Annotated in this window: 19 protein-coding genes; 4 read left to right on the forward strand and 15 right to left on the reverse strand. The window is 42.3% G+C overall.

Going from position 1 to position 23,505, the window contains the following annotated elements:
• Positions 1-6 precede the first annotated feature (6 nt).
• The 3 genes from malQ to D6856_RS08255 all read right to left on the reverse strand — a co-directional run bounded on the left by malQ (position 7) and on the right by D6856_RS08255 (position 3,241).
• Positions 7-1,539 carry a 4-alpha-glucanotransferase gene (gene malQ / locus D6856_RS08245; RefSeq protein ID WP_120686507.1) on the reverse strand — a complete coding sequence of 511 codons (1,533 nt, stop codon included), beginning with the start codon at positions 1,537-1,539 and terminating at the stop codon, positions 7-9.
• A 169-nt stretch (positions 1,540-1,708) separates the two neighbouring features.
• The gene (locus tag D6856_RS08250) at positions 1,709-2,623 is read right to left on the reverse strand and encodes a carbohydrate kinase family protein (protein ID WP_092243969.1); all 915 of its coding nucleotides are present in this window, start codon (positions 2,621-2,623) and stop codon (positions 1,709-1,711) included.
• 15 nt (positions 2,624-2,638) lie between these two features.
• Entirely contained in the window at positions 2,639-3,241 is a 603-nt protein-coding gene (locus tag D6856_RS08255; protein WP_092243972.1) for a TetR/AcrR family transcriptional regulator, read from the reverse strand.
• A gap of 174 nt (positions 3,242-3,415) precedes the next feature.
• Here D6856_RS08255 and D6856_RS08260 point away from each other — a divergent pair, with 174 nt between their 5' ends.
• Positions 3,416-3,727: a hypothetical protein gene (locus D6856_RS08260; RefSeq protein WP_120686508.1), complete on the forward strand. Its 312-nt coding sequence runs from the start codon at positions 3,416-3,418 to the stop codon at positions 3,725-3,727.
• Between the two features lie 62 nt (positions 3,728-3,789).
• On the opposite strand, the gene D6856_RS08265 is transcribed toward D6856_RS08260, so the two are convergent.
• From D6856_RS08265 to D6856_RS08285, 5 genes are all read right to left on the reverse strand, one after another.
• Positions 3,790-4,647, reverse strand: coding sequence for a DUF2225 domain-containing protein (locus tag D6856_RS08265; protein ID WP_120686509.1), 858 nt, complete (start codon positions 4,645-4,647; stop codon positions 3,790-3,792).
• Between the two features lie 20 nt (positions 4,648-4,667).
• Positions 4,668-6,374 (reverse strand): glutamine--tRNA ligase/YqeY domain fusion protein, encoded by a 1,707-nt coding sequence (locus tag D6856_RS08270; protein WP_120686510.1) that lies wholly within the window; start codon positions 6,372-6,374, stop codon positions 4,668-4,670.
• An 83-nt stretch (positions 6,375-6,457) separates the two neighbouring features.
• A complete protein-coding gene (locus D6856_RS08275; protein ID WP_120686511.1) occupies positions 6,458-9,187 on the reverse strand; it encodes a putative bifunctional diguanylate cyclase/phosphodiesterase in 2,730 nt (909 codons plus the stop codon).
• 29 nt (positions 9,188-9,216) lie between these two features.
• On the reverse strand, positions 9,217-10,674 hold the full coding sequence (guaB, locus tag D6856_RS08280; RefSeq protein ID WP_092243986.1) for an IMP dehydrogenase: 1,458 nt from the start codon (positions 10,672-10,674) through the stop codon (positions 9,217-9,219).
• A 59-nt stretch (positions 10,675-10,733) separates the two neighbouring features.
• Positions 10,734-11,246, reverse strand: coding sequence for a DUF6106 family protein (locus D6856_RS08285; protein WP_120686512.1), 513 nt, complete (start codon positions 11,244-11,246; stop codon positions 10,734-10,736).
• A gap of 214 nt (positions 11,247-11,460) precedes the next feature.
• On the opposite strand from D6856_RS08285, the gene D6856_RS08290 reads away from it, so the two are divergent.
• Positions 11,461-12,258 (forward strand): hypothetical protein, encoded by a 798-nt coding sequence (locus D6856_RS08290; RefSeq protein WP_120686513.1) that lies wholly within the window; start codon positions 11,461-11,463, stop codon positions 12,256-12,258.
• A 107-nt stretch (positions 12,259-12,365) separates the two neighbouring features.
• Here D6856_RS08290 and D6856_RS08295 read toward each other — a convergent pair whose 3' ends face one another.
• The 3 genes from D6856_RS08295 to D6856_RS08305 form a co-directional block, all read right to left on the reverse strand.
• Positions 12,366-13,685, reverse strand: a complete 1,320-nt coding sequence (locus D6856_RS08295) for an aspartate kinase (RefSeq protein WP_092243998.1) — start codon at positions 13,683-13,685, stop codon at positions 12,366-12,368.
• 45 nt (positions 13,686-13,730) lie between these two features.
• A complete protein-coding gene (locus tag D6856_RS08300) occupies positions 13,731-14,939 on the reverse strand; it encodes a homoserine dehydrogenase (protein WP_120686514.1) in 1,209 nt (402 codons plus the stop codon).
• Positions 14,940-15,010: 71 nt separating this feature from the next.
• Positions 15,011-15,463 carry an ACT domain-containing protein gene (locus tag D6856_RS08305; protein ID WP_120656057.1) on the reverse strand — a complete coding sequence of 151 codons (453 nt, stop codon included), beginning with the start codon at positions 15,461-15,463 and terminating at the stop codon, positions 15,011-15,013.
• Between the two features lie 121 nt (positions 15,464-15,584).
• On the opposite strand from D6856_RS08305, the gene D6856_RS08310 reads away from it, so the two are divergent.
• Together D6856_RS08310 and D6856_RS08315 are read left to right on the forward strand one after the other, a co-directional pair.
• A complete protein-coding gene (locus D6856_RS08310) occupies positions 15,585-16,529 on the forward strand; it encodes an MBL fold metallo-hydrolase (RefSeq protein WP_158588879.1) in 945 nt (314 codons plus the stop codon).
• Positions 16,530-16,785: 256 nt separating this feature from the next.
• Positions 16,786-18,510 carry a DUF6044 family protein gene (locus tag D6856_RS08315; protein ID WP_120686516.1) on the forward strand — a complete coding sequence of 575 codons (1,725 nt, stop codon included), beginning with the start codon at positions 16,786-16,788 and terminating at the stop codon, positions 18,508-18,510.
• A gap of 464 nt (positions 18,511-18,974) precedes the next feature.
• On the opposite strand, the gene D6856_RS08320 is transcribed toward D6856_RS08315, so the two are convergent.
• The 4 genes from D6856_RS08320 to D6856_RS08335 all read right to left on the reverse strand — a co-directional run bounded on the left by D6856_RS08320 (position 18,975) and on the right by D6856_RS08335 (position 23,389).
• On the reverse strand, positions 18,975-19,853 hold the full coding sequence (locus tag D6856_RS08320; protein WP_330392940.1) for a carbohydrate ABC transporter permease: 879 nt from the start codon (positions 19,851-19,853) through the stop codon (positions 18,975-18,977).
• Positions 19,854-19,869: 16 nt separating this feature from the next.
• Positions 19,870-20,778, reverse strand: a complete 909-nt coding sequence (locus D6856_RS08325; RefSeq protein WP_092244018.1) for a carbohydrate ABC transporter permease — start codon at positions 20,776-20,778, stop codon at positions 19,870-19,872.
• Between the two features lie 101 nt (positions 20,779-20,879).
• Complete coding sequence (locus D6856_RS08330; protein WP_120686517.1) at positions 20,880-22,289, reverse strand: carbohydrate ABC transporter substrate-binding protein; 1,410 nt, start codon at positions 22,287-22,289, stop codon at positions 20,880-20,882.
• A gap of 74 nt (positions 22,290-22,363) precedes the next feature.
• Complete coding sequence (locus D6856_RS08335) at positions 22,364-23,389, reverse strand: LacI family DNA-binding transcriptional regulator (protein ID WP_092244024.1); 1,026 nt, start codon at positions 23,387-23,389, stop codon at positions 22,364-22,366.
• Positions 23,390-23,505 lie beyond the last annotated feature (116 nt).

Here is a 23,505-nt window from a genome sequence, read left to right on the forward strand (position 1 = left end):
CGCCCATCATCTTAATCTTCCATAGATCTCGGCATAATCATACATTTTCTTGCAAAGCTCGTCTGTAAGTGCATCCTTCTTCATGCGCCACTCCCAGTTCCCCCCAAGAGTCGACGGAATGTTGATCCTCGCTGTCTTATCGAGTTCAAGATAATCCTGCATCGGAATTATTACCGTGTCGGATACACTGGCATGCGCCGTACGTATCATTGCCGGAACTATGTCCTTAACATATCTTACACCGAGATATCGCTTTGCAAAAGATTTATCTGTTCTGCTGATGGCTTCGTACCAGCCTCTGGTCGTATCGTTGTCGTGCGTTCCGGTGTAAACAACGCAGTTGCTGTCATAATTGTGAGGAAGATAATCACTCTCTTCCCTTGCGTCAAAAGCAAACTGCAATATCTTCATGCCGGGATAACCTGTCTTTTTAACAAGCTTCCTGACCGAATCCGTGAGATATCCAAGATCCTCGGCAATGACTCTCTTGGAACCCAGTTTCTTTTTCATCGTATCGAAAAGATCGTATCCGGGCCCCTTTCTCCACTCTCCGAACTCAGCAGTGGGATCTCCGTACGGGATCGCATAATACTCGTCAAAACCGCGAAAATGATCGATCCTTACAACATCGTACAGTTCATAGCAATGCGCTATTCTCTTCATCCACCACTCGTAGCCTGTCTTCTTGTGATAATCCCATCTGTACAAGGGATTGCCCCAAAGCTGGCCTGTAGCGCTGAACGCATCGGGCGGACATCCCGCAACATCGATAGGCATGTTCTCCTTATCAAGTAAAAAGAGCTCCGGGCTTGCCCAAGTGTCTGCGCTGTCAAAAGCAACATAGATCGGAATATCTCCGACTATCAGGATGCCCTTTTCATTCGCATATTTTTTAAGTTTCTTCCACTGCTCGCTGAAAAGAAACTGCAAAAAGCAGTAGAAATCGACTTCCTTTTTATATTTGATAAGCGCGTTGTTGATCGCAACGGGCTTTCTGAATCTAATATCATCTTCCCAAGTACTCCAGGCTCTTCCGCCGTTTTCATCTTTGAGCACCATAAAAAGAGCGTAATCGATAAGCCAGTCGTTCTCAGATGCCTTTTTAAAAGCTTCAAACGCCTGTCTGATATCTTTTGTCTTGGGAGAATTATCGATTCCCTCATATGCCTTCATAAGAAGCGCAAATCTCTCTCTGTATAGTCTCTCGTAATCGACTTTTTCTTCATTTTCTCCGAAGTTGCACTTATCTGCATCCTCAGCCGTAAGCAGTCCGTCGGCAATAAGTACCTCGATATCTATAAAATACGGGTTGCCCGCAAACGTCGAAAAAGACTGATACGGAGAATCCCCGTAACTTGTAGGCCCAAGCGGAAGTATCTGCCAGTATGTCTGTCCCGCCTTTTCCAAGAAGTCTACAAATTTATAAGCTTCTTTTGAAAAAGTTCCTATTCCGTATTTTGATGGAAGTGAAAAAACAGGAAGCAGAACGCCACATGTTCTCTTTGAATTCTTCTTGGAGCCTCTTTTTATCTCAGCCATATACCCTCCTATCACCGGCTTTAAGCCGTCACCCCTTAACTTCTCACTTACATTAAAAAGAAAAGTTACGGAAATGCTCCCTGTTTCCGGTAACGTTTCCGTAACTTCATTTTAGTCGTTTTTTTATACCATTTCAAGTTAAAAAATACTTGTTATTTTATCTATTTGTTCACTTAATTCCCCATATCAGATTTCTCCACTGAGCCAGCTGATCGGTCGTCATGAAGCCATTTGAAGTTCCCATGTATCCGATCTTGTAGGAAGCAAACAAAAGCGCATTCTTGATAGCATTGACACTGTCGCCGTTTTCCATATAGTAGTGAAGGAAACATGCAAAGAGCGCATTTCCTGCTCCGATCGTATTAACAACCTCATTGGTCTTAACGGTCTTATAGTGTACGCGGAGGTTTTTGCTTCTGTCAAACAGTATCAGGCCTTCACTTCCCTGACCCAGAATAATGATCTCTGTTCCGTAAGTCTCAGCCATTCTGTCGATAAATGCATATGGATCTTCTGTAAGGGTATCGTCACTAAAGTAAAGAACACGAGCGGGCTTAAGGAAGTCCTCGTTATAAACTTCCTTTTCCGGATCGTAATTCCTTATATTGACGGCAACGGGCTTTCCGTGCTCAAGTGCAACCTTGGAAAAAGGTCTGCAGAAATTCGCATTGGCAAGCACCATCATGTCACATGAACTCACGATGGGCGTTACCATAGACATATCGTAAACAACATCTCGAAGATCCTTAATATCTTCAAAGATCTGCTGCTTTCTGTCTTTATCATACAAAACAACCTCAGTCGGTGTTTCATTCATCTGAGGAATAATGTATTCCGTAGAAAGAGTTATCTTCCTATCGGGCGGATTGATGATACTTAGGTCCTGATTCCTTCCCACAACGGACATGAACGTAACTTCATCTCCAAGCCACTCAAGCGCGAGAGATTCGTTGTACGCATCTCCTCCGACCTCGGTAAAAATGGAATCGTTCACGCTCGTTATCGGCGCATACTGAACGGGAATCTTATCAACTCGGACAATAGTTTCAATCTGTGTTACACCAGCCACTAAAAATTTACTCATTTTTTAGCCTCCTTGTTATGTAATCACTGCTTGCTGTATCATCTCTATATATTCCAAAGCTTCTTCCAAAAAAAGTTCCGCTCTGAAAGTATCGTTTTTGATATTCCTTTCAAGTATTCCTTCCACGGTAAAATCAAGTATATCCCACACCTTGTTGTAGTCCGTTCCGGGCTTAAACACGGTGACATCGGCTCTTGCTCTGAGTGCCTCCATTATCCTTCTGTATTTGTCTCTTCTGTCAAAGATCTCGCCGACAGCCTCAACATTGGTCTCTTCATCGGCGTTTTTAAGGAACTTAAATATATAAGGATACTGCGACAGGGAATCGGCCTTGGCCGCCAGTATATTTTTGTACAGTTCAAAAAAACCGTTCTCATCCTTTGAAACGTTTTGCGTAAGCTCAAGAGTTACAAATCTGGTAGCGTAATCATATAAAAAAGAATACAAACCAAGCTTACTTATGAAGTAGTGAAACAGCAGGCCTTTACTGATCTGCGCTGTCTTTACTATCTCGTCCGTGCTGGAATGATAATAGCCGTGCTTGGAAAAAACCTCAAGTGCAGCATTGATCATCCTGTCTTGTTTTTCCTTTTTCAGTTCAAAAAATCTCTCGTTCATCGTATCTTCTCCGGCCGGTAATTGACTGTGTTGGTCTGTTTTTAATATATCATTTCCGATAATCTCATTCAAACGTTTTTACGTTACTTTATCAAATTTTAATACAACGCACTTTCAATTATGCACAATTTGTATTAGAATTAATCTAGTGTTTGGATAGGAGGGAGTAATATTATGTCCAAAGGAAGTGGATTTGGTAAATTCATATTATTCTGCGCCACAGTCGGTGCAGCCGCAGCAGGAGTCTACTACTATCTCACAAAAAGAGAAGCTGAAATAGCTGACAGCTTTGATGATGACGACTTTGAGGAGTTTGATGATTTTGATGATGACGAGCTTACAGATTCATCCGAAACAAGATTCGGCTCCAGAAAATATGTTGATATCAGTTCGAAAGAGGCAGATGAGCCTTTAGACAGCGGCGAGCCTTCAAGTGACGATAAGACTTCATCTGAGGAATTCTTCGACGACGAAGATGAACAGTAATAATGAATAAAGAATTCGCCCTAAGCATTAAGCTTAGGGCGTTTTTTTACGTTTTATGAATCTTACTGCTGACCTTTTTTCTCGGCCATAAGTTCTTTTAACATACGAGCCTTATCTTTGATACGGCTGTTAGCTGTTCTCGAAGTAAGAAGCTCTGAGATCATCTTACTTGCGATGTCAAACTGATTGGTCTCATAAGCAAGTGCGGCGATAAGATAATCAAGAGTTGTGGAATCCATGCCTGCGATAGGGAAATCTTCCGACTGTCTTGCCATAACAAAACCGTTAAGTGCATTTGTAAGAAGCTCTTTTTCCTGAGCATCGTTCTCTTTTTTCTTGTTCTCATAATCTGCTGCCGAAGGATCGAGACGCTGCGTCTCTCCTCTTACGACCCAAGCAGTCTTAAGGCAGATATAAGCCTTCTCGCTGTTCTTGGCCTTCTTAACAACCGCGTTCGCAAGTGCAAGCTGATAAAGCTTCTTGGCGTGATCGTAGCTGTAGATAGGCTCCTCATATTTCTGTTTCTTATAATTCATGCAGATCTTGGATCTGATATCCTCAATCTGATACTTGGTAAGTGTTGTAAAATATCTTCCAAGCGCTGCGTATCCACACTCGGGACAAGCGATTATGTCGTACTTGTTCTGATCGACCTCCGAATAATCGGGACGAAGATCCACGTCAACAGCCTTCATTCTTACTTTACCTGTACGAACCGTCTTAACCTGGAAATCAGAATCACATATAGGGCACTTGTAACTTTTATCAAAAAGATAGTCTTCCTCGTTAACGAGAACCAGCTTCTTCTGCGGCTCGTTAGACTTTACATTGACAGTCTTTTTGCTGGGATCCTCAAAAAGATCTCCGCCACTAATATTTCCAAGTCCCATTTTTTCAAGTCCTGAAAAAATATCAGCCATTCTTTTACCTCTTTCATCAATCAGTTTTTAGGTACAACAAAAGAGCTCTTAAGTGAAACAATTCTGTTGAACACAGGTGCACCTGGCTTTGAATCCTTGCTGTCTACGCTAAAGAATCCGTTTCTTACGAACTGGAACTTATCGTAAGGCTGTGCATCTGCAAGCTCCGGCTCAAGCTTAGCATCTTTTACAACGGTGAGAGAATTGGGATTGAGGTTAAGTGATCCGTCCTCGTTATATACACCCTTTTCCTCATCAATGATGTTCTCATAAAGTCTGACTTCGGCGTTAACTGCCTTCTCTGCAGAAACCCAATGTATTGTTCCTTTGACTTTTCTTGCATTAAAGCCGCTTCCCGACTTGGTCTCGGGATCGTATGTGCAGTGGATGGCGGTAATGTTACCGTCCTCATCCTTGTCACAACCTGTGCAAGTTACGAAGTATGCGTTCATAAGTCTTACTTCGTTTCCGGGGAAAAGACGGAAGTACTTCTTGGGAGGCTCTTCCATAAAGTCTTCTCTCTCGATGTATAGTTCTCTTCCGAAAGGAATCTGTCTTGTGCCCATCTCGGGAACTTCTTTGTTATTCTCAATTTCAAGGTACTCGATCTGTCCCTCGGGATAGTTGTCGATTATAAGCTTAACGGGATTAAGAACCGCAAGCATTCTCTTAGCCTTGAGCTTAAGGTCTTCTCTTATGCAGTACTCAAGCATTGCGTACTCGGCTGTGGAATGAGCCTTGCTGATACCGCACATATCAACAAACATCTTGATAGACTCGGGTGTAAAGCCTCTTCTTCTGAGCGCTGCGATAGTAACAAGTCTGGGATCGTCCCATCCGTCTACTATTCCGTCATCTACAAGTCTCTTGATATATCTTTTACCCGTTACGACGTTGTTGAGATAGAGCTTTGCAAACTCGATCTGTCTGGGAGGATTGGGATATTCACATTCCTCTTTTACCCAGTCGTAAAGCGGTCTGTGATCTTCGAACTCAAGTGTACAGAGCGAATGAGTAATACCCTCGATCGCATCCTCAATGGGATGAGCAAAGTCGTACATTGGATAGATGCACCATTTATCGCCTGTTCTTGCGTGTGTCATGTGTGCAACTCTGTAGATGATGGGATCTCTCATGTTGATGTTGGGAGATGCCATATCGATCTTGGCACGGAGTGTCATTGCTCCGTCCTCGACCTTGCCGTTCTTCATATCCTCAAAAAGCTGAAGATTCTCTTCTACGCTCCTGTCTCTGTTGGGGTCATTCTTACCGGGCTCTGTGAGTGTTCCTCTGTACTCACGCATCTCATCTGCGGTGAGCTCTGAAACATATGCCTTGCCCTTCTTGATAAGCTTAACGGCGCACTCATACATCTGGTCGAAATAGTCCGATGCATGATAAAGATGCTCGCCGTAATCGGCACCAAGCCACTTAACGTCCTCGATTATGGAATCCATAAACTCGGATCTCTCCTTGGTGGGATTGGTGTCATCAAATCTCATATTGAACTGGCCGTTGTATTCCTTGGCCATTCCATAGTTAAGAAGAATACTCTTGGCATGTCCTATATGCAAAAAGCCATTGGGTTCGGGCGGGAATCTTGTGCATACGTGGTCGTATACCCCCTCCTGAAGGTCCTTATCAATAGCCTGCTCAATAAAATGCCTTGAAGGAGCAGCGTTTCCTTCCTCTTCTTCGTTTATATTCTTTACTGTTTCTTCTGCCATTTCCTCAATAAAACCAACTTTCTAATTTATTCGGTATTTTTAAGTATACCATAATTCTAAACACGAAAAAACTATCCCGGTCCCTAGTTATATACATACTTCTCTTCGAAGGCTGCGCGTCTCATGGGCTTATCATAGTAGAAGCCTTGCACGTACTTAACTCCCATGCCTTTTAGGGCATCGAGCTGGGCCTGTGTCTCAATTCCCTCAACACAGATATCTGCGCCGATAGCTCCTCCAAGCTGAGCCATCATTCGGATAAAGGCCTGAGAATAATCGTCTTCCGCAAGATCTTTTACAAAGTTCTGATCGACCTTTATTATGTCAAAAGGAAGAGCTCTGATACTGCTGAGCGCCGAATAACCCGTTCCGAAATCGTCGAGCGCAAGTCTTACGCCGAGCGCCTTTATATCAAGAAGCGTCTGCTTGGTTCTTGCCAGATCGTTGATAGCAAGCCTCTCCGTAAGCTCCAGAACAAGATTGTGAGGATTTATATTATTGTCCTCTATATTCTTTTTGATAACATCTACAATGTCGTTCTGCATGATCTGCACTACCGAGAGGTTTACGCTGACGGAATACTCTCCCGTGCCTGCTTCGTTCCACATTCTAAGACACTCACACGCCTTCTTAAGAACATGATTGCCGATAGGCGTGATTAGACCAAGGTACTCCGCAAGCGGTACAAACTCATCCGGATTAAGGAAGCCAAGCTTGGAGCTGTTCCACCTGACAAGTGCCTCCGCGCCAAGATGCTTATACTGCTTGACGCCTCTGTTGAAATCTATAGGCTCGCTGATAACGGGCTGGAAGAAAACTTCAAACTCGCTGCAGCTCTTTTTGATAGCATCATACATGCTCTTCTCAAGGTCGAGTCTGTGTACAGATGACGAATCAATATTGTCAGAGTACTCCGCGATCCTGTTTTTACCGGATTTCTTAGCTTCGTACATCGCAACGTCGGATTTTCTTATAAGCTCGGAAACATTGTCTCCGTGGTCCGGGAATTTAACGATACCCATACTCATAGTGCAGTAGTAATCGCTGTCCTTGAGGTACCACGGCGTAGCAAAGGTATTTTTTATCTGCTCAATTATAGTTTCCAGCAGCTCAAAGCTCTGCGGCGGAACAATAATAACGAACTCGTCGCCGCCCATACGATAACAGGAATTGGTGATTCCGTCTATCCTGCTGATCGCTTTCGAAATATCCTGAAGGAGCACGTCTCCATACTGATGTCCCAAGCTGTCATTGATATGCTTGAAATCATCAAGATCAAGATACATGAGCGCTCCGTGAGTGCCCTTCTGATGTGCCTCATCAACATACCTCGCAAGGTCTTTTTCGCAGCACATTCTGTTGTATAGGCCTGTCAAGAAGTCCGTATACGCTTGCTGCTCAATCCTTCGCTGGTAAAGCTTTTTCTCTGTAATATCATATATCGCGCACAAAGACACAGGGCGTCCGTCCACCCATTTGATCCTTGTGTAGTAGACGTCATACCACTTTTCTCTGTCTTTGTGATGAATCTCGTAGTTACCGCTCCTACTTCTGGGCGGAATATTTGATTCAAAGAGCTCTGCGATCGAATTCTCAGAAAGCTCTCTGCTAAAGTTCTTTTTAAAGCTTCTGTTTGCAAACAAGATCACGCCTGTGCCGATATCTCTTACGTAGATCGAGCTTCCGACATTATCAAGGACCGCTTCCAGCGAGGCAAAAGAGCTGGCTAAGGAATTCTTCTGAAGTCTCTTTGTGATAATACTCTGAAGCACCTTGATGGCGTCGTTGACGAATTTTACATCATCAATCGACCATATCCTGCTCTCATTGTTCTCAGTCACGCATACATAGAAAAGAGCTGAATCATTGACTATAACAGGCATTGAAACAAGTGCTTTTATCCCCAGTTCATCGAGCTGTTCACGTTCTCCGGCGTTCATCTGAGTATCGCTTGATACAACAACCGCTTTTTCGGAACCCATAAACCAGCACAAATCCTGATCGGTGGTCTCCGTAAACATCTTTTTTGCCCCGGGCGCAGTCCATTGAACGACTATATCCATGAGCGTATTATGATGCTCCTTGCAGGTAAAACCATTGCTTACTTCAAGGTAAGCGCAGAGCTTCTTAAGAACATCAGACATGATCTCTTCTATTCCGTCATCGCTGTCAAGGAGCGATACTATCTCGGTCATGGTCTCCGCACGCCTGAACGAGTTGGTCATCTCAAGCTCCTGCTGCTTACTCTCTTCACTTATGGCAACAGCCTGAGACCTTGATGTCTCAATGTTGATAAGTATATTAAGTGTCTCCCTGAGAAGGTCCAATGTCCTATAAAATTTAGTCTCTGTGGTCTTATACCCAAAAGAATCTATGGGCGGAAGATGAAAATATTCTTTATCATAGTCATAGTCTGAGAAAATACCGCAGACTATCCAGACTGCCGACGTTCTTTGTCCGTCTTTGACAGCTACGGCGGCAAGCTTAAGATTTGGAACTTCCGTAAGTTCCACTGCCTGATCTTCCAGATCGCTTTCCGACACTCTTCTGAATATTTCCTTTATTCTGGCGTCGGTAACGTACTTTTTGATTATATCTACTTCACTCGGATTGCCCGAAAAAGAAGTAAAGGGATTGCCCGTATTGTCGAGACAATAAGCGTAGACTCCTGCCATGGCGCAAAAATCGTCCTGCCATCTTTGCATTTCTTCGGCATTTTTGAGCGCAAAATCACCAAGAGCTCCACTTGCTGTTGAAGAAGAGCCCTTGGCTGCTGCATTTATAGATTCCGCTTCAATAATCGTCTCTTGCAAACTTCCCCCTCTCTCAAGAGCAATTACAATTAATGGTCATCTACGCTATAGTTAGGTGCTTCTTTTGTGATCTGAATATCATGAGGATGTGACTCACGAAGTGCTGCTGATGTCATCTTGATGAACTTGCCGTTCTCCTTAAGCTCTTCGATAGAGCCGCATCCGCAGTAACCCATTCCTGAACGAAGTCCACCCATCAACTGGAATACTGTATCTTCAACTGTTCCCTTGTATGCAACACGTCCCTCAACGCCCTCGGGAACAAGCTTCTTGGCATCTTCCTGGAAGTAACGATCCTTAGAACCGTTCTCCATAGCTGAAATAGATCCCATTCCACGATATACCTTGTATTTTCTACCCTGGAAGAGTTCGAAGTCTCCGGGAGCCTCGTCACAACCTGCAAACATTGATCCCATCATAACGAGGTTACCGCCTGCTGCGATAGCCTTGGTAATATCTCCTGAATACTTGATACCACCGTCTGCGATGATCGGGATGCCATACTCCTTGGCAACATTGTAGCAGTCCATGATAGCTGTGATCTGAGGAACACCGATACCTGCAACCACACGTGTTGTACAGATGGATCCTGGTCCGATACCAACCTTAACGGCATCAGCACCTGCTTCGATAAGATCCTTTGTAGCTGCTCCGGTAGCGCAGTTACCGGCTACAACCTGAAGATCCGGGAATTTCTCTTTTATCATTCTGAGGCACTTGAGTACGTTCTCGGAATGTCCGTGAGCCGAATCAAGTACGATAACATCAACCTTAGCATCAACAAGGGCTGCAACACGGTCAAGGCAGTTAGCTGAGATACCAACGCCGGCGCCGCAGAGAAGTCTTCCCTGATCATCCTTGGCTGCAAGGGGATATTTAATAGTCTTTTCGATATCTTTTATAGTGATAAGTCCAACAAGATTATAGTCGTCGTCAACGATAGGAAGCTTTTCCTTCTTTGACTTAGCAAGGATGCTCTTTGCTTCCTCAAGAGTGATGCCTGCTTTGGCTGTGATGAGGTTCTCGCTTGTCATTACATCCTTGATCTTCTGAGAAAAGTCTTTTTCAAACTTAAGATCTCTGTTAGTAATGATACCTACAAGCTTTCTGCCCTCTGTGATGGGAACACCCGAAATACGGAACTTAGCCATAAGTGAATCTGCATCTGCAAGTGTATGCTCCGGTGAAAGTGAAAAAGGATCTGTAATAACACCGTTCTCAGATCTCTTAACCTTATCAACCTCTTCTGCCTGAGCCTCGATCGACATATTCTTATGAATAATACCGATTCCGCCCTGTCTTGCCATTGCGATAGCCATTCTGTGCTCTGTAACAGTGTCCATTCCGGCACTCATCATAGGAATGTTAAGTCTGATCTTCTTGGTAAGCCATGTTCCTACATCAACCTGATTAGGAATAACCTGTGAGTAAGCAGGTACCAACAACACGTCATCAAAAGTAATTCCTTCGCCTATAATCTGTCCCATTTCAAAACTCCAATCTACTATAATCTTGTTTACTAGGTATATTTATTAAAAAGAAAAAATTAATCCGTGAAAACCTTACGGGGAGCCACGTTCTTGATTGCCTGAACAAACTCGCTTGAAGGCTCGATGATTATCTTTTCTTTTCCGTCATAGATAAATGTATAAGTCGGATCAGGTTGCGCATCTTTGTTCCTTGAAGAATAATCGTGAACATTGAGCGTCCTGTTTTTATACTCATCAAGATGATAGGATTTAGAAGGTGCGAGCACCTCTATCTTATCAACAGAATAATTGCAGATATGCTTACGGGAAGCTTTATTAAGAACTTTATCAACCGTGATCTCTCTGTCACAGTACTGATACTCGAATTCGATGTCGGCATTGAGCTTAAGGAAGTAATAGCCAACGCATGCGGCTATGAAAAGAATCAGTCCGATAATTCCCATATTTACCAATACAGATCCTGCCAGAAAAAAGATTGCCAGAGCAAAACAGACGTACTTGCCGATAACAACAAGGGGTGAAGCCTTGCTTGGAACCAGGCACTCTACATAATTAGCATCGTTAGACATGTCAGATATCATCCTCCTATAGTCTTGGCTTCTCGCCATTTTATCGACTATCTTATATTAATATTTCAAATCTTTCAAGGTGTTTTTTAAACAAAAAAATTGACAATTATACCCCAACGTTTATATCATTTAATAATCTGAAAAACACCTATTTTCATTATATATGCTTTTCAGGGCAAAAAATATTATTTTTCTGTTAATTTAAGGAGCAGTCATGTCAATTTATGAGGAAATAAGAGATCAGCAAAAAAAGCTGAAAGATAAGGATTTTAAGACCAAATGGAATTACTTCTGGGATTATTACAAGATTCACGTTATAGTCGGTCTTATAGCCCTCATAGCTATAATTTTGACCGTAAGGAGCTTCATCCTTACCAAGCCGAATGCAATATATGCGGTCATGTTAAACAGCGGATACGAGGTTTCCTCACAAGATCTGGAAAACGGTTATATGGAGTACGCTGACGTCGATCGTTCCGAATACAGTTGTCTTATAGACGCCTCTTCATCATTCGATCAGACTCATATTGACCAGATGACGCTTGCAACAAGCCAGAAGATCATGGCCAATGTCGCAGCACAGGAGATGGATGCACTTGGTGCCGACGTTCCTACATTTGCTTATTATGCCGCACAAGACGTCTTCAAGGATCTCAGAACCGTTTTTTCCGAAGACGAGCTTAAGGCATTCGGAGATGACATCTTCTATATAGACGGCGCATACATGGATTACATTGCGTCCGACGAATACCAGAAAGACATTATGGACGGCAACTACAACAAAGACAACAAATACGCCGTCATCGCACACGAAGCAATGACCGAAGGCAAATTCGACATCATACCGAAAGAGGAAATGGAACGCCCCATCCCCATCGGAATTATCATGAAAGATTCCAATGTATTAAAAAATGCCGGTGCTTATGAAAACAGTGTTCCGGTTGTCGGAATAATTGGAAATACCACTAGATTAGATAACACAATAACATTTATTAATTATCTTTATGAATAATCATTATTACCGGATAATGGTATTTGTCTATAATTTCTTTAATATGCACAATTTTAACGGAGCGGCCGAGCATGCATTGGTCTAAAATGCATGCTCGGCCGCCCTGATCACAACTGTACCGTTACAAAGATATCATAGATGGCACGGATCGCCTTTTCGAAGTCGCGATTCTCTACACCGATGATGATGTTAAGCTCGGATGAACCCTGATCGATCATACGAACGTTTACATTGGCATGAGCAAGAGCCGAGAAGATTCTTCCCGCTGTTCCTCTTGTTGACTTCATTCCGCGTCCAACAACCGCGATAAGCGCAAGATCCGACTCAATCTCAAGCATATCCGGATGAGCAAGTCTGTGAATCTCTGATACAACCGACTGCTCTTTCTCAATGAACTCATCCTGCTGAACAAATACAGTCATCGTATCGATTCCTGAAGGTACGTGCTCGATCGAGATCTCCTGGTCTTCAAATGCCTGAAGAACCTTTCTTACAAATCCAACCTCGGAGTTCATCTGATCCTTAAGGATATTTACGCAGCAGAAGCCTTTTTTACCTGCAATACCTGTGATAACGAACTTTGACTTCTTGGCTGTTGATTCAACGATCCATGTTCCGGGATCCTCGGGCTTGTTGGTATTTCTGATATTGATCGGAATACCCTCTTTACGTACAGGGAAGATAGCATCTTCATGAAGAACCGATGCTCCCATGTATGCAAGCTCTCGAAGCTCTGTATATGTAATGGTCTCGATGTGAGGAGGTGTGTCGATGATCCTGGGATCCGCTACAAGGAAGCCTGAAACATCAGTCCAGTTCTCATACACATCAGCCTTAATAGCTCTTGAAACAATAGATCCTGTAATGTCGGATCCGCCTCTTGAGAATGTCTTAACGCTTCCGTCGGGATATGCGCCGTAGAATCCGGGCACAACGGCCTTAGGTGTATTCTCAAGCTTTTTAGCCATGAGCTTATTGGTCTTCTCACCGTCAAACTCACCGTTCTTATCAAAAGCAACTACTGTAGCCGAATCGATAAACTCATATCCGAGGTAGTTGGCCATGATGATACCGTTAAGATACTCTCCGCGGCTTGCTGCATAATCGTTACCCGCTTTTTCCTTGAAGTTCTTTTCGATAGTCTTGAACTCATCGGAAAGATCGAGCTTGAGCTTAAGGCCGTCTATGATCTCATCGTAACGCGCCTTAATATCGGCAAGCTGCTTCTTAAAGTCCTTACCGGCTTCAGCAAGAGCATATGTCTTGTAAAGCATATCGGTAACCTTGGTATCTTTTGAATTTCTTTTTCCGGGTGCGGAAGGAACCACATAAACTCTGTCGGGATCTGCCTTGATGATCTCTCCGACCTTCTTGAACTGCTCTGCACTTGCAAGTGAGCTTCCGCCGAATTTAACTACTTTTTTCATTTCATTTGATCCTTTTCTACATTAAATTTATTAGACAGACCGTTATCAATACAGTCTTAAATATCCCTTTACGCTGTCAAGCTTCCAAAGCTTCTCTTCAAAGTCTTTCTCTGAAGTAAGGTCTGTGATAAATGCAAACTCTCCTACCACTTCCTCACACTCTATGATCTCAACATTGTGTCCGAACACTTCAAGAGCCTGATCCTTAAGATCCTCGGTAACTCTTACAAAGAACTTTCTTACAGCGTTGTCCTTTGATGTAAGAACAGCCTTCTCTGCGTTAAGATTAACTTCGATATGCTTACCTTTGTGCTTTAAGATATCTACAACATCTGCAACTACGGCACTTGCTGTAGCATTCTTGCCGGCACCCTTTCCGTAGAACATAACGTCGCCGAGCATGTTTCCGTGAACATTGATAGCGTTGAATACGCCGTTTACATTGGCAAGAGGATTCTCATAAGGGATCATGAAAGGAGCAACGAGAGTAAAGAATCCGTTCTCGTTCATCTTGCACATTCCAAGAAGTTTGATCGCCATATTGAGGCTCTTTGCATAAGCGAAGTCTTCAATATTTATCTTGGTGATACCCTCAGTGTAAATATCCTCATAATTAACGTGCTTTCCGCTCATAAGGCTTGAAAGGATAGCGATCTTACGGCACGCATCATAGCCTTCGATATCGGCCTCAGGATTTCTCTCTGCATATCCCTTATCCTGTGCTGCCTTTAATACTGTAGCAAATCCAATACCTTCTTTATCCATCTTGGTAAGGATATAGTTTGTAGTTCCGTTTAAGATACCTGTGATGGCATCGATCTTCTCGTGCTTAAGTGAATCGTTGATGCTGCGAAGAACGGGAATACCACCGCCTACGCTCGCTTCAAACAAGTAGCTCACGCCGTTTTTCTTGGCGATCTCTACAAGCTCGGGGCCCTTTGCAGCTACAAGCTCTTTATTTGAAGTACATACGCTCTTGCCCTTCTCAAGTGCCTGCTTTTCAAATGTAAATGCAGGCTCGATTCCTCCCATTGTCTCACAGATAACATCAATCTCGGGATCATCTAAAATAATGTTGATATCATGTACTACCTGAGCTTCATGCTTATCCCCGGGAAAATCGCGAAGATCGAGAATATATTTAACTTCAACCGCTTCTCCCGCGCTCTTTGCTACTTCTGCGGCGTTGGTGTCGATAACCTCAACTACTCCGCTTCCTACTGTTCCATATCCCAAGACTGCTATTTTTGCCATGATTTCCTCCAAAATGTGTATTTATTCATAATGCCTACATATAGATCACGCTATATGCGGCAGATCATTCATTAGAATGATGCACTTCTTCCTGTGATGTGCACCTTATGTATACCCTCTTTTCCCTCCATAATGGAGATCATCTCCATTATGTCCTTTGTAGCTTCCAAAACCTGAATTGTGATTGATATGGATGCCACTCCGTTAAGTGGAATTGATTGGTGAATCGTAAGAATGTTGGCTCCGAAATCCGCTATCAGATTAAGTACATAAGAAAGAAGTCCGACCTCGTCGTTCATCTGGAATGTAAGCGTGAACGTCGTTCCCTGCAAACTGTCATGAAATTCATAAATATCTTCTTTGTACTTATAAAAAGAGCTACGACTGATCCCAAGCATTGCTGCCGCTTCGTTGACCGTCTTGACCTTACCGGACTCAAGCAGCTTCTTGGCTTCGACAACCTTAAGCAACACTTCCGGAACGGCCTGTCTTCGCAGTACATAGTAAGCTGTATCCTGTTGCATGTTCTACCTCTTTTTGTCAAAAACGTGTATCTCTGCTGCGGACATTTGTGTGCACCGTAAAGAATTTTAGCATGGTAAAGTTATGAAGACAAGCACAATTTTCTATAAAAAAACGCATTCCATGCCACTGTACTTTGGTAAACATGCTATAATCGCAATTGACTGCGGAATGTCTTTTCCGCCTCATAATATGCCCGGTATCGATACTTCCATACCGGATGTCGATTATCTTATAGAAAACTCAGATAAACTAAAAGGTATCGTTCTCACTCACGGACACGAGGATCACATAGGAGCAATCCCTTATATTATCGAGTCATTAAACGTTCCCATCTACGGAACTCCGCTCACTATTGCTCTTGTTGAAAAAAAGCTTAACTATCTCAATTATTCAGAGGACGTTCTTATAGATATAAAAGACGTTCCTACTTATGAGAGTAAAGAAATAATCTTCCTCACCACCGGAAACCATGGCGAACCCATCAACTGTCTTACAGAAATTGCCGAAGGAACACATGATGATATAAAACTTCTTCCCGGCGATACCGTTTTATTCAGTTCAATCGCCATTCACGGAAGCGAAAATCTTTTTTCAAAAACAATGAATCTATTGGAGGAACAAGGTGCAAATATTATCTTCCAGGACATTCATGCAACAGGCCATGCCTGCATCGATGAATTAAAGCTCATAGATCATATTTCGTTAAAAGAAGTCCTTATAGACGGTCTGGGCATTGGTAATATCGGAAAAAATATCATAAGTGATAGAACCAAGATGGGAAAGAACGGTGTCGTTATAATTGAGACCTGCTTCGGTGCGAGCTCCGGACGACTCGTAGCCCCCACACGCATCACCACAAGAGGTTTTGTAAACACCAAACTTTCAACAGATATCCTTCCGGGACTTGAAGATGCCGTTAAATCTGAAATAGCAAGACTTATCGCTCAAGGAGTGACCGGTAATAAATTTGATTCTCTTGTACAGAAGGCTGCGGAAAAATATATTATAAATGAGTGTGATCAGCGCCCTCTTGTCATTGTACTAACTAATGAAATTGTGCTATAATACGGGCGATGTAAGACTTATTTACATCGGTGATCTACCAATCACATAATGTTGTATTTGTTGTTTGTTTCAGCCAATACGGTTAACGCTTTTATATCGCTTCCGTGGTCATGGGCATATTCTTGGGATCAATCCTTGAAAAAGTCATGAGACGTTAGCTTTGTGAAAAGAAATGATATCAAGCGGCAGAATATGAAATTTAGGCATCTTTAGATGTCTGTTTTTCACATTCTGCCGTTTTTTTATTGGGAGAATTATGAGAGATTATTTTAAAAAAAATTGGCATTTCATTATTGTTTTCGGAATTATTATTGCGGAACTGATAACCTTTCTCTGCGCAGGCGAGATGGGGACATACATAGGTGTACACGATAATCTTGATATACACATCACGGATTACAAACTTCTTAGGGATAACCACGCTTTCTTTTCCCACGGACAGATAATTCCTCTTCTTGGCGGTATAGACAGAAATTTCCTCCTATCGGAGTTCTATCTTTATTCATTACTCCACGCCGCGTTACCGACTTACACCGCATATATCGCGGGACATTTTATAAAAATACTTATAGCACTGTTCTCGGGCATTCTTTTGGGAAAAGACATCCTCAAAGATTCATACAAAAAGTACGATAAGGCCGTTGTTCTGTTTAGCTTTATCTATGGTCTTTTGCCGCTTTATCCCGCCTTCTCCTTCTCTTTTTCATCAATTCCGCTTCTTGTGTGGCTCATAAGAAAAATCGAAAGGCGCGAAGGTAGGCTTTATTATTTACTTTTATTCTTATATCCGACGCTGTCTTACTTTACGTTCTTTGGGCCTTTCATTCTCGGATATGTGTTTATTTACTTTGTTTACAGATGGATCGTGTCAAAAAAGATATCGCTCCCGCTCTTATCATCAGTATTCATCCTCGCTTCCGGCTATGTCCTTATTGAATACAGGCTTTTCCTTATCATTTTCACATCCGGGCAGGCGACAATACGAGATACGATGGTTGTCGATAATGCTACGCTACCTGAAATACTGTCAACTATCGCGGATGTTTTCGTAAACAATATGTTCCACTGCGACGACCTTCACAGATTCTTTGCTTTGCCGGTCACAATAGCAGCTTTCTTTGTGATCAACTTTCTACACATAAAAAACAAAGAATTAAAACAGCTTATTAAAGATCCGTTTAATCTCGTCCTTTTGTTTATACTCCTTAATTGCACTGTGTACGGCCTTTACAACAGCTTTTTTGTACGCACCCTATTTGAAAAAATAGTTCCTCCGCTTAAAGGCTGGCAATTTAGCAGAACTTTGTTCTTCAACCCTTTCTTATGGTATCTGGAAGTATTTATCGTTATAAAAAGGTTGATCGATGACAAAAAGAAGAAATTTGCCGTAACACTGACCGCATTTACCCTTATCTCCGTCTTAGGTGTTCAATCTCTTTACAATGACTTTTTTAACACTCTGTACGTCAACGCCTGGCAGCTTGTTAAACACGAAAAATCCGAGACACTCTCTTACGGTGAATTCTTCTCGGAAGACCTCTTTACGGAGATAAAAAAAGACATTGGCTATAGCGGAGAATACAGCATAGCTTACGGTTTCCATCCCGCCGTACTATCTTACAATTCGATCTCCACACTAGATGGGTGCCTAAGCTACTACTACCAGTCCTATAAAAACTCTTTTAGGAAGGTAATAGAACCGGCGCTGAACGAATCTAAAGAAGCCAGAAAATACTATGACGAATGGGGCGCAAGAGCATATATCTTCTCAGGAAGTGTAGAAAGTATCTGGAATCCCGAGCGAACCAAAGATCCCGATGACAAACGCCTTCTGATCGATACCTCTTCGATGAAAGCACTGGGCGGCAAATATATCTTTTCAAGGATAGAAATATCCAACGCAAAAGAGCTGAATGCAAGCCTGATAGGAAAATATAAAAACGATTCATCACCATATAGCATATGGGTTTATGAAATTTAACACTTGGAGAAATAAAATGAAGAATTACATTAAAATAGCAAGACCCGATCACTGGATAAAAATCTGTTTATTTTGCCCGGAACAATAATAGCCGTGCTTCTTACGAAGCATTCTCCGGCCGATATCAACCTACTTTATCCGTATTATACAGCCATGTCACTGGACCCTGATTCGGCTGTTCAACGCCCCGAAAAGCTCTATAAAGAGAAAAAACTAATGTTTATTCTGCTTATTATGCTCATTGTATTTATCATATTTACATTCATAGACGTTGAATTTCTACATATCCTCACGTCTAATGCCCTTGTAAGCATCCCGATTGAATAATTTTTCAACAACATATTTTTAAGCAAGCGAAAGACCGTGGTATGGGGAAATACCACGGCCTTTCTTAACGCTTATAAAAGGAAAGAGTATCTCCTCCCGTGTTGCCACGGAAGAAGAAGAGTAAATAACAAATTCAATTATCCCTTAACACCGCCGAGTGTAAGACCACCAACGATATTCTTGGATAGTATCAGATATACAATTATAACAGGAAATATGGAAAATGCAATCATCACATAAACCTGTCCCATATCAAACTTAAGCCAGTCAGCACTACGCAGCTGAGCTATAAGGATAGGAAGTGTCTTCTTGCTATCTGTATGTAATACAAGTGCCGGAGTAAAGTAGTTATTCCAGCTTGTTACAAAACTAAATATTGCCTGAACCGCAATAGCAGGTTTCATAAGAGGAACCACTATTGAATTAAAGGTTCTAAGCTCACCCGATCCGTCAATTCTTGCAGCCTCAACAAGTGAAAGCGGAAGAACGGAATCCATGTACTGCTTCATATAGAAGAATACTGCAGGTGAAGCAATTGCAGGGACGATAAGAGGTGTAAACTTATCGTCAAGTCCCATTTTACCAATGAGCTGGATGAATCCAAGAGCAGTTACCTGAGTTGGTATCATCATTACCATTAGTATAAATGTAAACATGAATTTTTTCAATTTAAAATCGTAAGCATGTATAGCATAAGCAGTCATTGTCGAGAAATAAGTCGCAAGAGCTGCTGTTAAAGTTGCCACGATTAATGAGTTTACCATACCTGAGAAGATTGGTAAAGTACCATTTTTAAGATTTATCCAGTTTGTTTTTAAATATGTACTTGGGAATGGTGTAAATCCCCTTGTAAGCTCTGCATTTGATCTGGTTGAGTTAATAAAAAGAAGATAAAACCAGAACAGACACAAAAAAGATACCAAAACAAGTACTGTATATGCAAGAACTCTTCTCGCATGTACGGAAGCACCGTTGTTCTCCGTACTCATCATATAATTATTCTGATTGTTCGCCATATTCTCTCTCCTTATCTCAATTCTTCTCGCCGGAATTGGTGAACTTAAACACTATAAGACTAAGAATACCTGTAATAATGAACATAAATACGGAAAGCGCTCCGCCAAGTCCATAGTTCTTACTATATAAGTGTTTGTTCAAATACATTATCAGTGTCATTGATGATCTCATAGGATCACCTGTTCCGTTAGTTAAGATCTGAGGAACATCAAACATCTGCAATCCGCCGATAAGAGATGTGATCATAACATAAATAAGAATAGGTCTGAGAAGTGGCAATGTGATCTTATAGAAAATCTGAGTAGCCGTAGCACCGTCAACCTGCGCTGCTTCAAAAAGCGAAGGATCGATACCCATCATACCGGCCATCAGAAGAATTGTCGTATTACCAAACCACATGATACAGTTCATGAAAGCAACAAGCCAACGAACTGACCAAACGTGTGCCATAAACTGGTACGCTTCCTTGATCACTCCGATCTGTAAAAGAATGGAATTGATAGGTCCGGAAAGCGAAAACAAAGTAAAGAACAACATCGCAAAAGCTGATGCCATAATAAGGTTGGGAAGGTACATTACTGTCTTGAAGAATGCCTGTCCCTTAAGTCTGAGTGATGGATCTGTGAACCATGCACCAAGTACAAGCGAAATGATGATCTGAGGAACAAATCCCATTATCCACATGATCATTGTGTTCTTAAAGTATGTCGGAAGATCTCCGTTTGTAATAATAGTTATGAAGTTCTGTATACCTACAAAATTAGGTCCGATTATCTTAAGGCCCGATCTGTAGTTTTCAAAGAATGAATTATAAATAGTTGTTACTAAGGGTATCATCTGAAAAACCAAATATATTACAATAAAAGGTATCAGGAAAATATATCCCCACTTATTGTATCTAACTACTTTGCTTGTTTTCTTCATAAGCGCTCCCTTTTCTTAATATATGGGGCGCACTAACCCTAATGCGCCCCGTAATACCCTCTAATAAGAAATAACTTAATAGATTACCTCTAATCTATAGATTAGTCTGTTGTTACGTCAGGATACTTCTCTTTGATAGCTGTCTTGAATGCTGCAAGTGCCTCATCAAGAGTAGCGTTTCCGTCGAAGTAGTTCTTCATTGCTCTCTGGAACTCTTCGTTACATCCCTGATCGTATGCGCACTGATTTGAAAGATCACAGCTCTCAGCGCCCTTTGCGAACATTGCAAGAGGATTCTGTCCACCAAGTACATCAAATGCGAACTCATCCTTGCCTGCTGCCTCTTCCATAGCAGGCTTGTTGTTTACGAAATCACTGTCAGCTGTAACGATATCAAGCATGATATCCTTGTTTGTTGTAAGAGCCTTCATGATGTCTGCGATAAGAACAGCGTTATCTGTTCCCTGAGCTGCGCAGATCCATGTTCCGCCCCAGAAGAAGCCCTGAGGTCCCTCTGTTGCTCCCCAACCACCTGCATTAGCGATTGAGCCTGCCTTGTCAGCAGCCATTGAGAAGTTGATCATCCAAGCGGGTCCAAAGTAGCAGAATACCTTTCCGTCAGGATAGAATCCCTTGTTCCAGTCTTCGCTCCAAAGGTCTGAAGTTGAAGCAACCTCACCCTTGTCAGCCATATCCTTAGACATCTCAACCCACTTCATGATGTTCTCGTCGATAACAACCTTGCCATCCTGTACCCACTTACCTGATACGTTGTTAGAGAATACACGATAAGCATCGTTTGTTGTAGCTGTCATGCTGTATCCGGCCTTCTTCATCTCAGCAGCTGTCTTTGAGAATGCATCCCAATCAGCTACAGCCTTCTGAACTTCTGCAGGATCGTCTGATCCGAGAACTTCCTTAGCAGCCTCACGGTTGTAAATAAGAACACCGGGGCAACCCTGCCATGAAAGTCCCTTAAGAACGCCGTTAGAATCTGTCATAACATCCTTTGTGTATTTGTACTGATCAGCGATATCAGCATCTGTGATACCAAGATCAGCTACAGGCAATGTAACGTCTTCATCTACATATTTAAGAGCATAGTCTGCTTCTACAAGGAATATATCAATCTTATCATCTGCTGCTGCATCAGCCTGCTTGAGAAGGTTCTCATCGAGGTTGTTCTGATAAGCATTGTCCTGGTTAGGAGTAATGTTCCACTTTACAGTTACATCACCGATTGTACCTGTGGTAGCATCTACCTCAGTATATCCCGGATAGTGATCCTTAACTCTTCTCTGGAACTCGTCATTCCAACAATAAATGTTGAGTACCTTTCCCTCATCTGCTGCAACTGCTGTTGAATCAGCTGCAGTTGTTTCTGCTGCGTCTGTTGCTTCTGCTGCAGGTGCATCTGATGTAGGAGCTGTAGCAGCTGTGTTACCACATGCTGTAAGCATTCCGGCTACCATAGTTGCAGAAAGAACTACGCTAAGAAATTTCTTCTTCATAACCTTTAATACCTCCCTCTTTATTTGAGTTTGTCATTGTATGTATTTAAAACAGCTCTCCGCCGTCTTAAACCTTAATTAAGTTTTTTGACCGAAGCTCCCGGTTCAAGTGTTCCCTTAACAACAATCTGTTCTATAAGTGTTCCCTTAGGATTGTTGATAAGATCTATAAGCTTGGTGGCTGCGATCTTACCGATCTTCTCACTGTCCTGAACAATGGTTGTCATCTTGGGTGTGAGGCGGCTTGAAATCTCAAGTCCGTCGTATCCTACAACGGATACATCATCGGGGATCTTAAGTCCTCTGTCTCTGATGGCATTGATGCCACCGAGCGCGGCAAAATCATCCGGGTAAAAAATACATGTCGGAGGATCCTGCAGATTCAACAATTTATTGGTAGCTTCATAAGCTGCATCCGTATCACGATACGGAGCTATTACTACATATTCATCGGGAATATCTATTCCGTGTTCCTGCAGTGTCTTATAGAAGCTTGCAAGTCTGCTCTGTGTAACGGATGATTCAACGCCTCTTACATATGCTATCTTCTTGTGTCCCTGACTGCACACATATTCGGTGAGTTCTCTCATACCGTTAACATTATCCGATATAACTGCGATTCTGTTATAAAAGATATGGTCGATAGTAACAACGGGAATACTACTCTTGACCAGCTCGTCTACTTCCGGATCGAAGAAATCCACACAAGCGATCACCACTCCGTCAAAGCCTCTGTATATTGCATGAGACAAATATGACATGTTGTTAATCCTGGCCTTACCTCCATTGATGAAGGTAATATCAAATCCATTCTCCTCGGCCGTGTTCTTAAAGCTGTTAAGAACGTGATTAAAGTAATCATGAGTAAGACCACTGTTAGCCTCATCCACAAACAGCACTCCGATATTGTTGGTCCTGTTCGTCTTAAGAGCCTGTGCTGCAGCGTTGGGTCTGTACCCCAAACTCTCGGCAACCTGTCTTATATGTTCCTTAGTTTCCTGACCGATGTCATGATGATCATTAAGTGCTTTCGAAACAGTCGCAACCGACACCCCGCAGGCTATGGATATGTCTTTTAGTGAAACTTTCCTCTTAGCCATATCAATTTCCCGTCTCTGTACTTAATCGTTTTCGTGAAATCAATATACATCATTTTCCCGTCAAAAGCAATATGAACGGCTTGCTTTTTTGTGCATCTTATACATTTTTGTCTGAT

The sequence above is a fragment of the Butyrivibrio sp. XB500-5 genome, from assembly GCF_003625505.1.
In the GTDB taxonomy this organism is placed as follows: domain Bacteria; phylum Bacillota; class Clostridia; order Lachnospirales; family Lachnospiraceae; genus Butyrivibrio.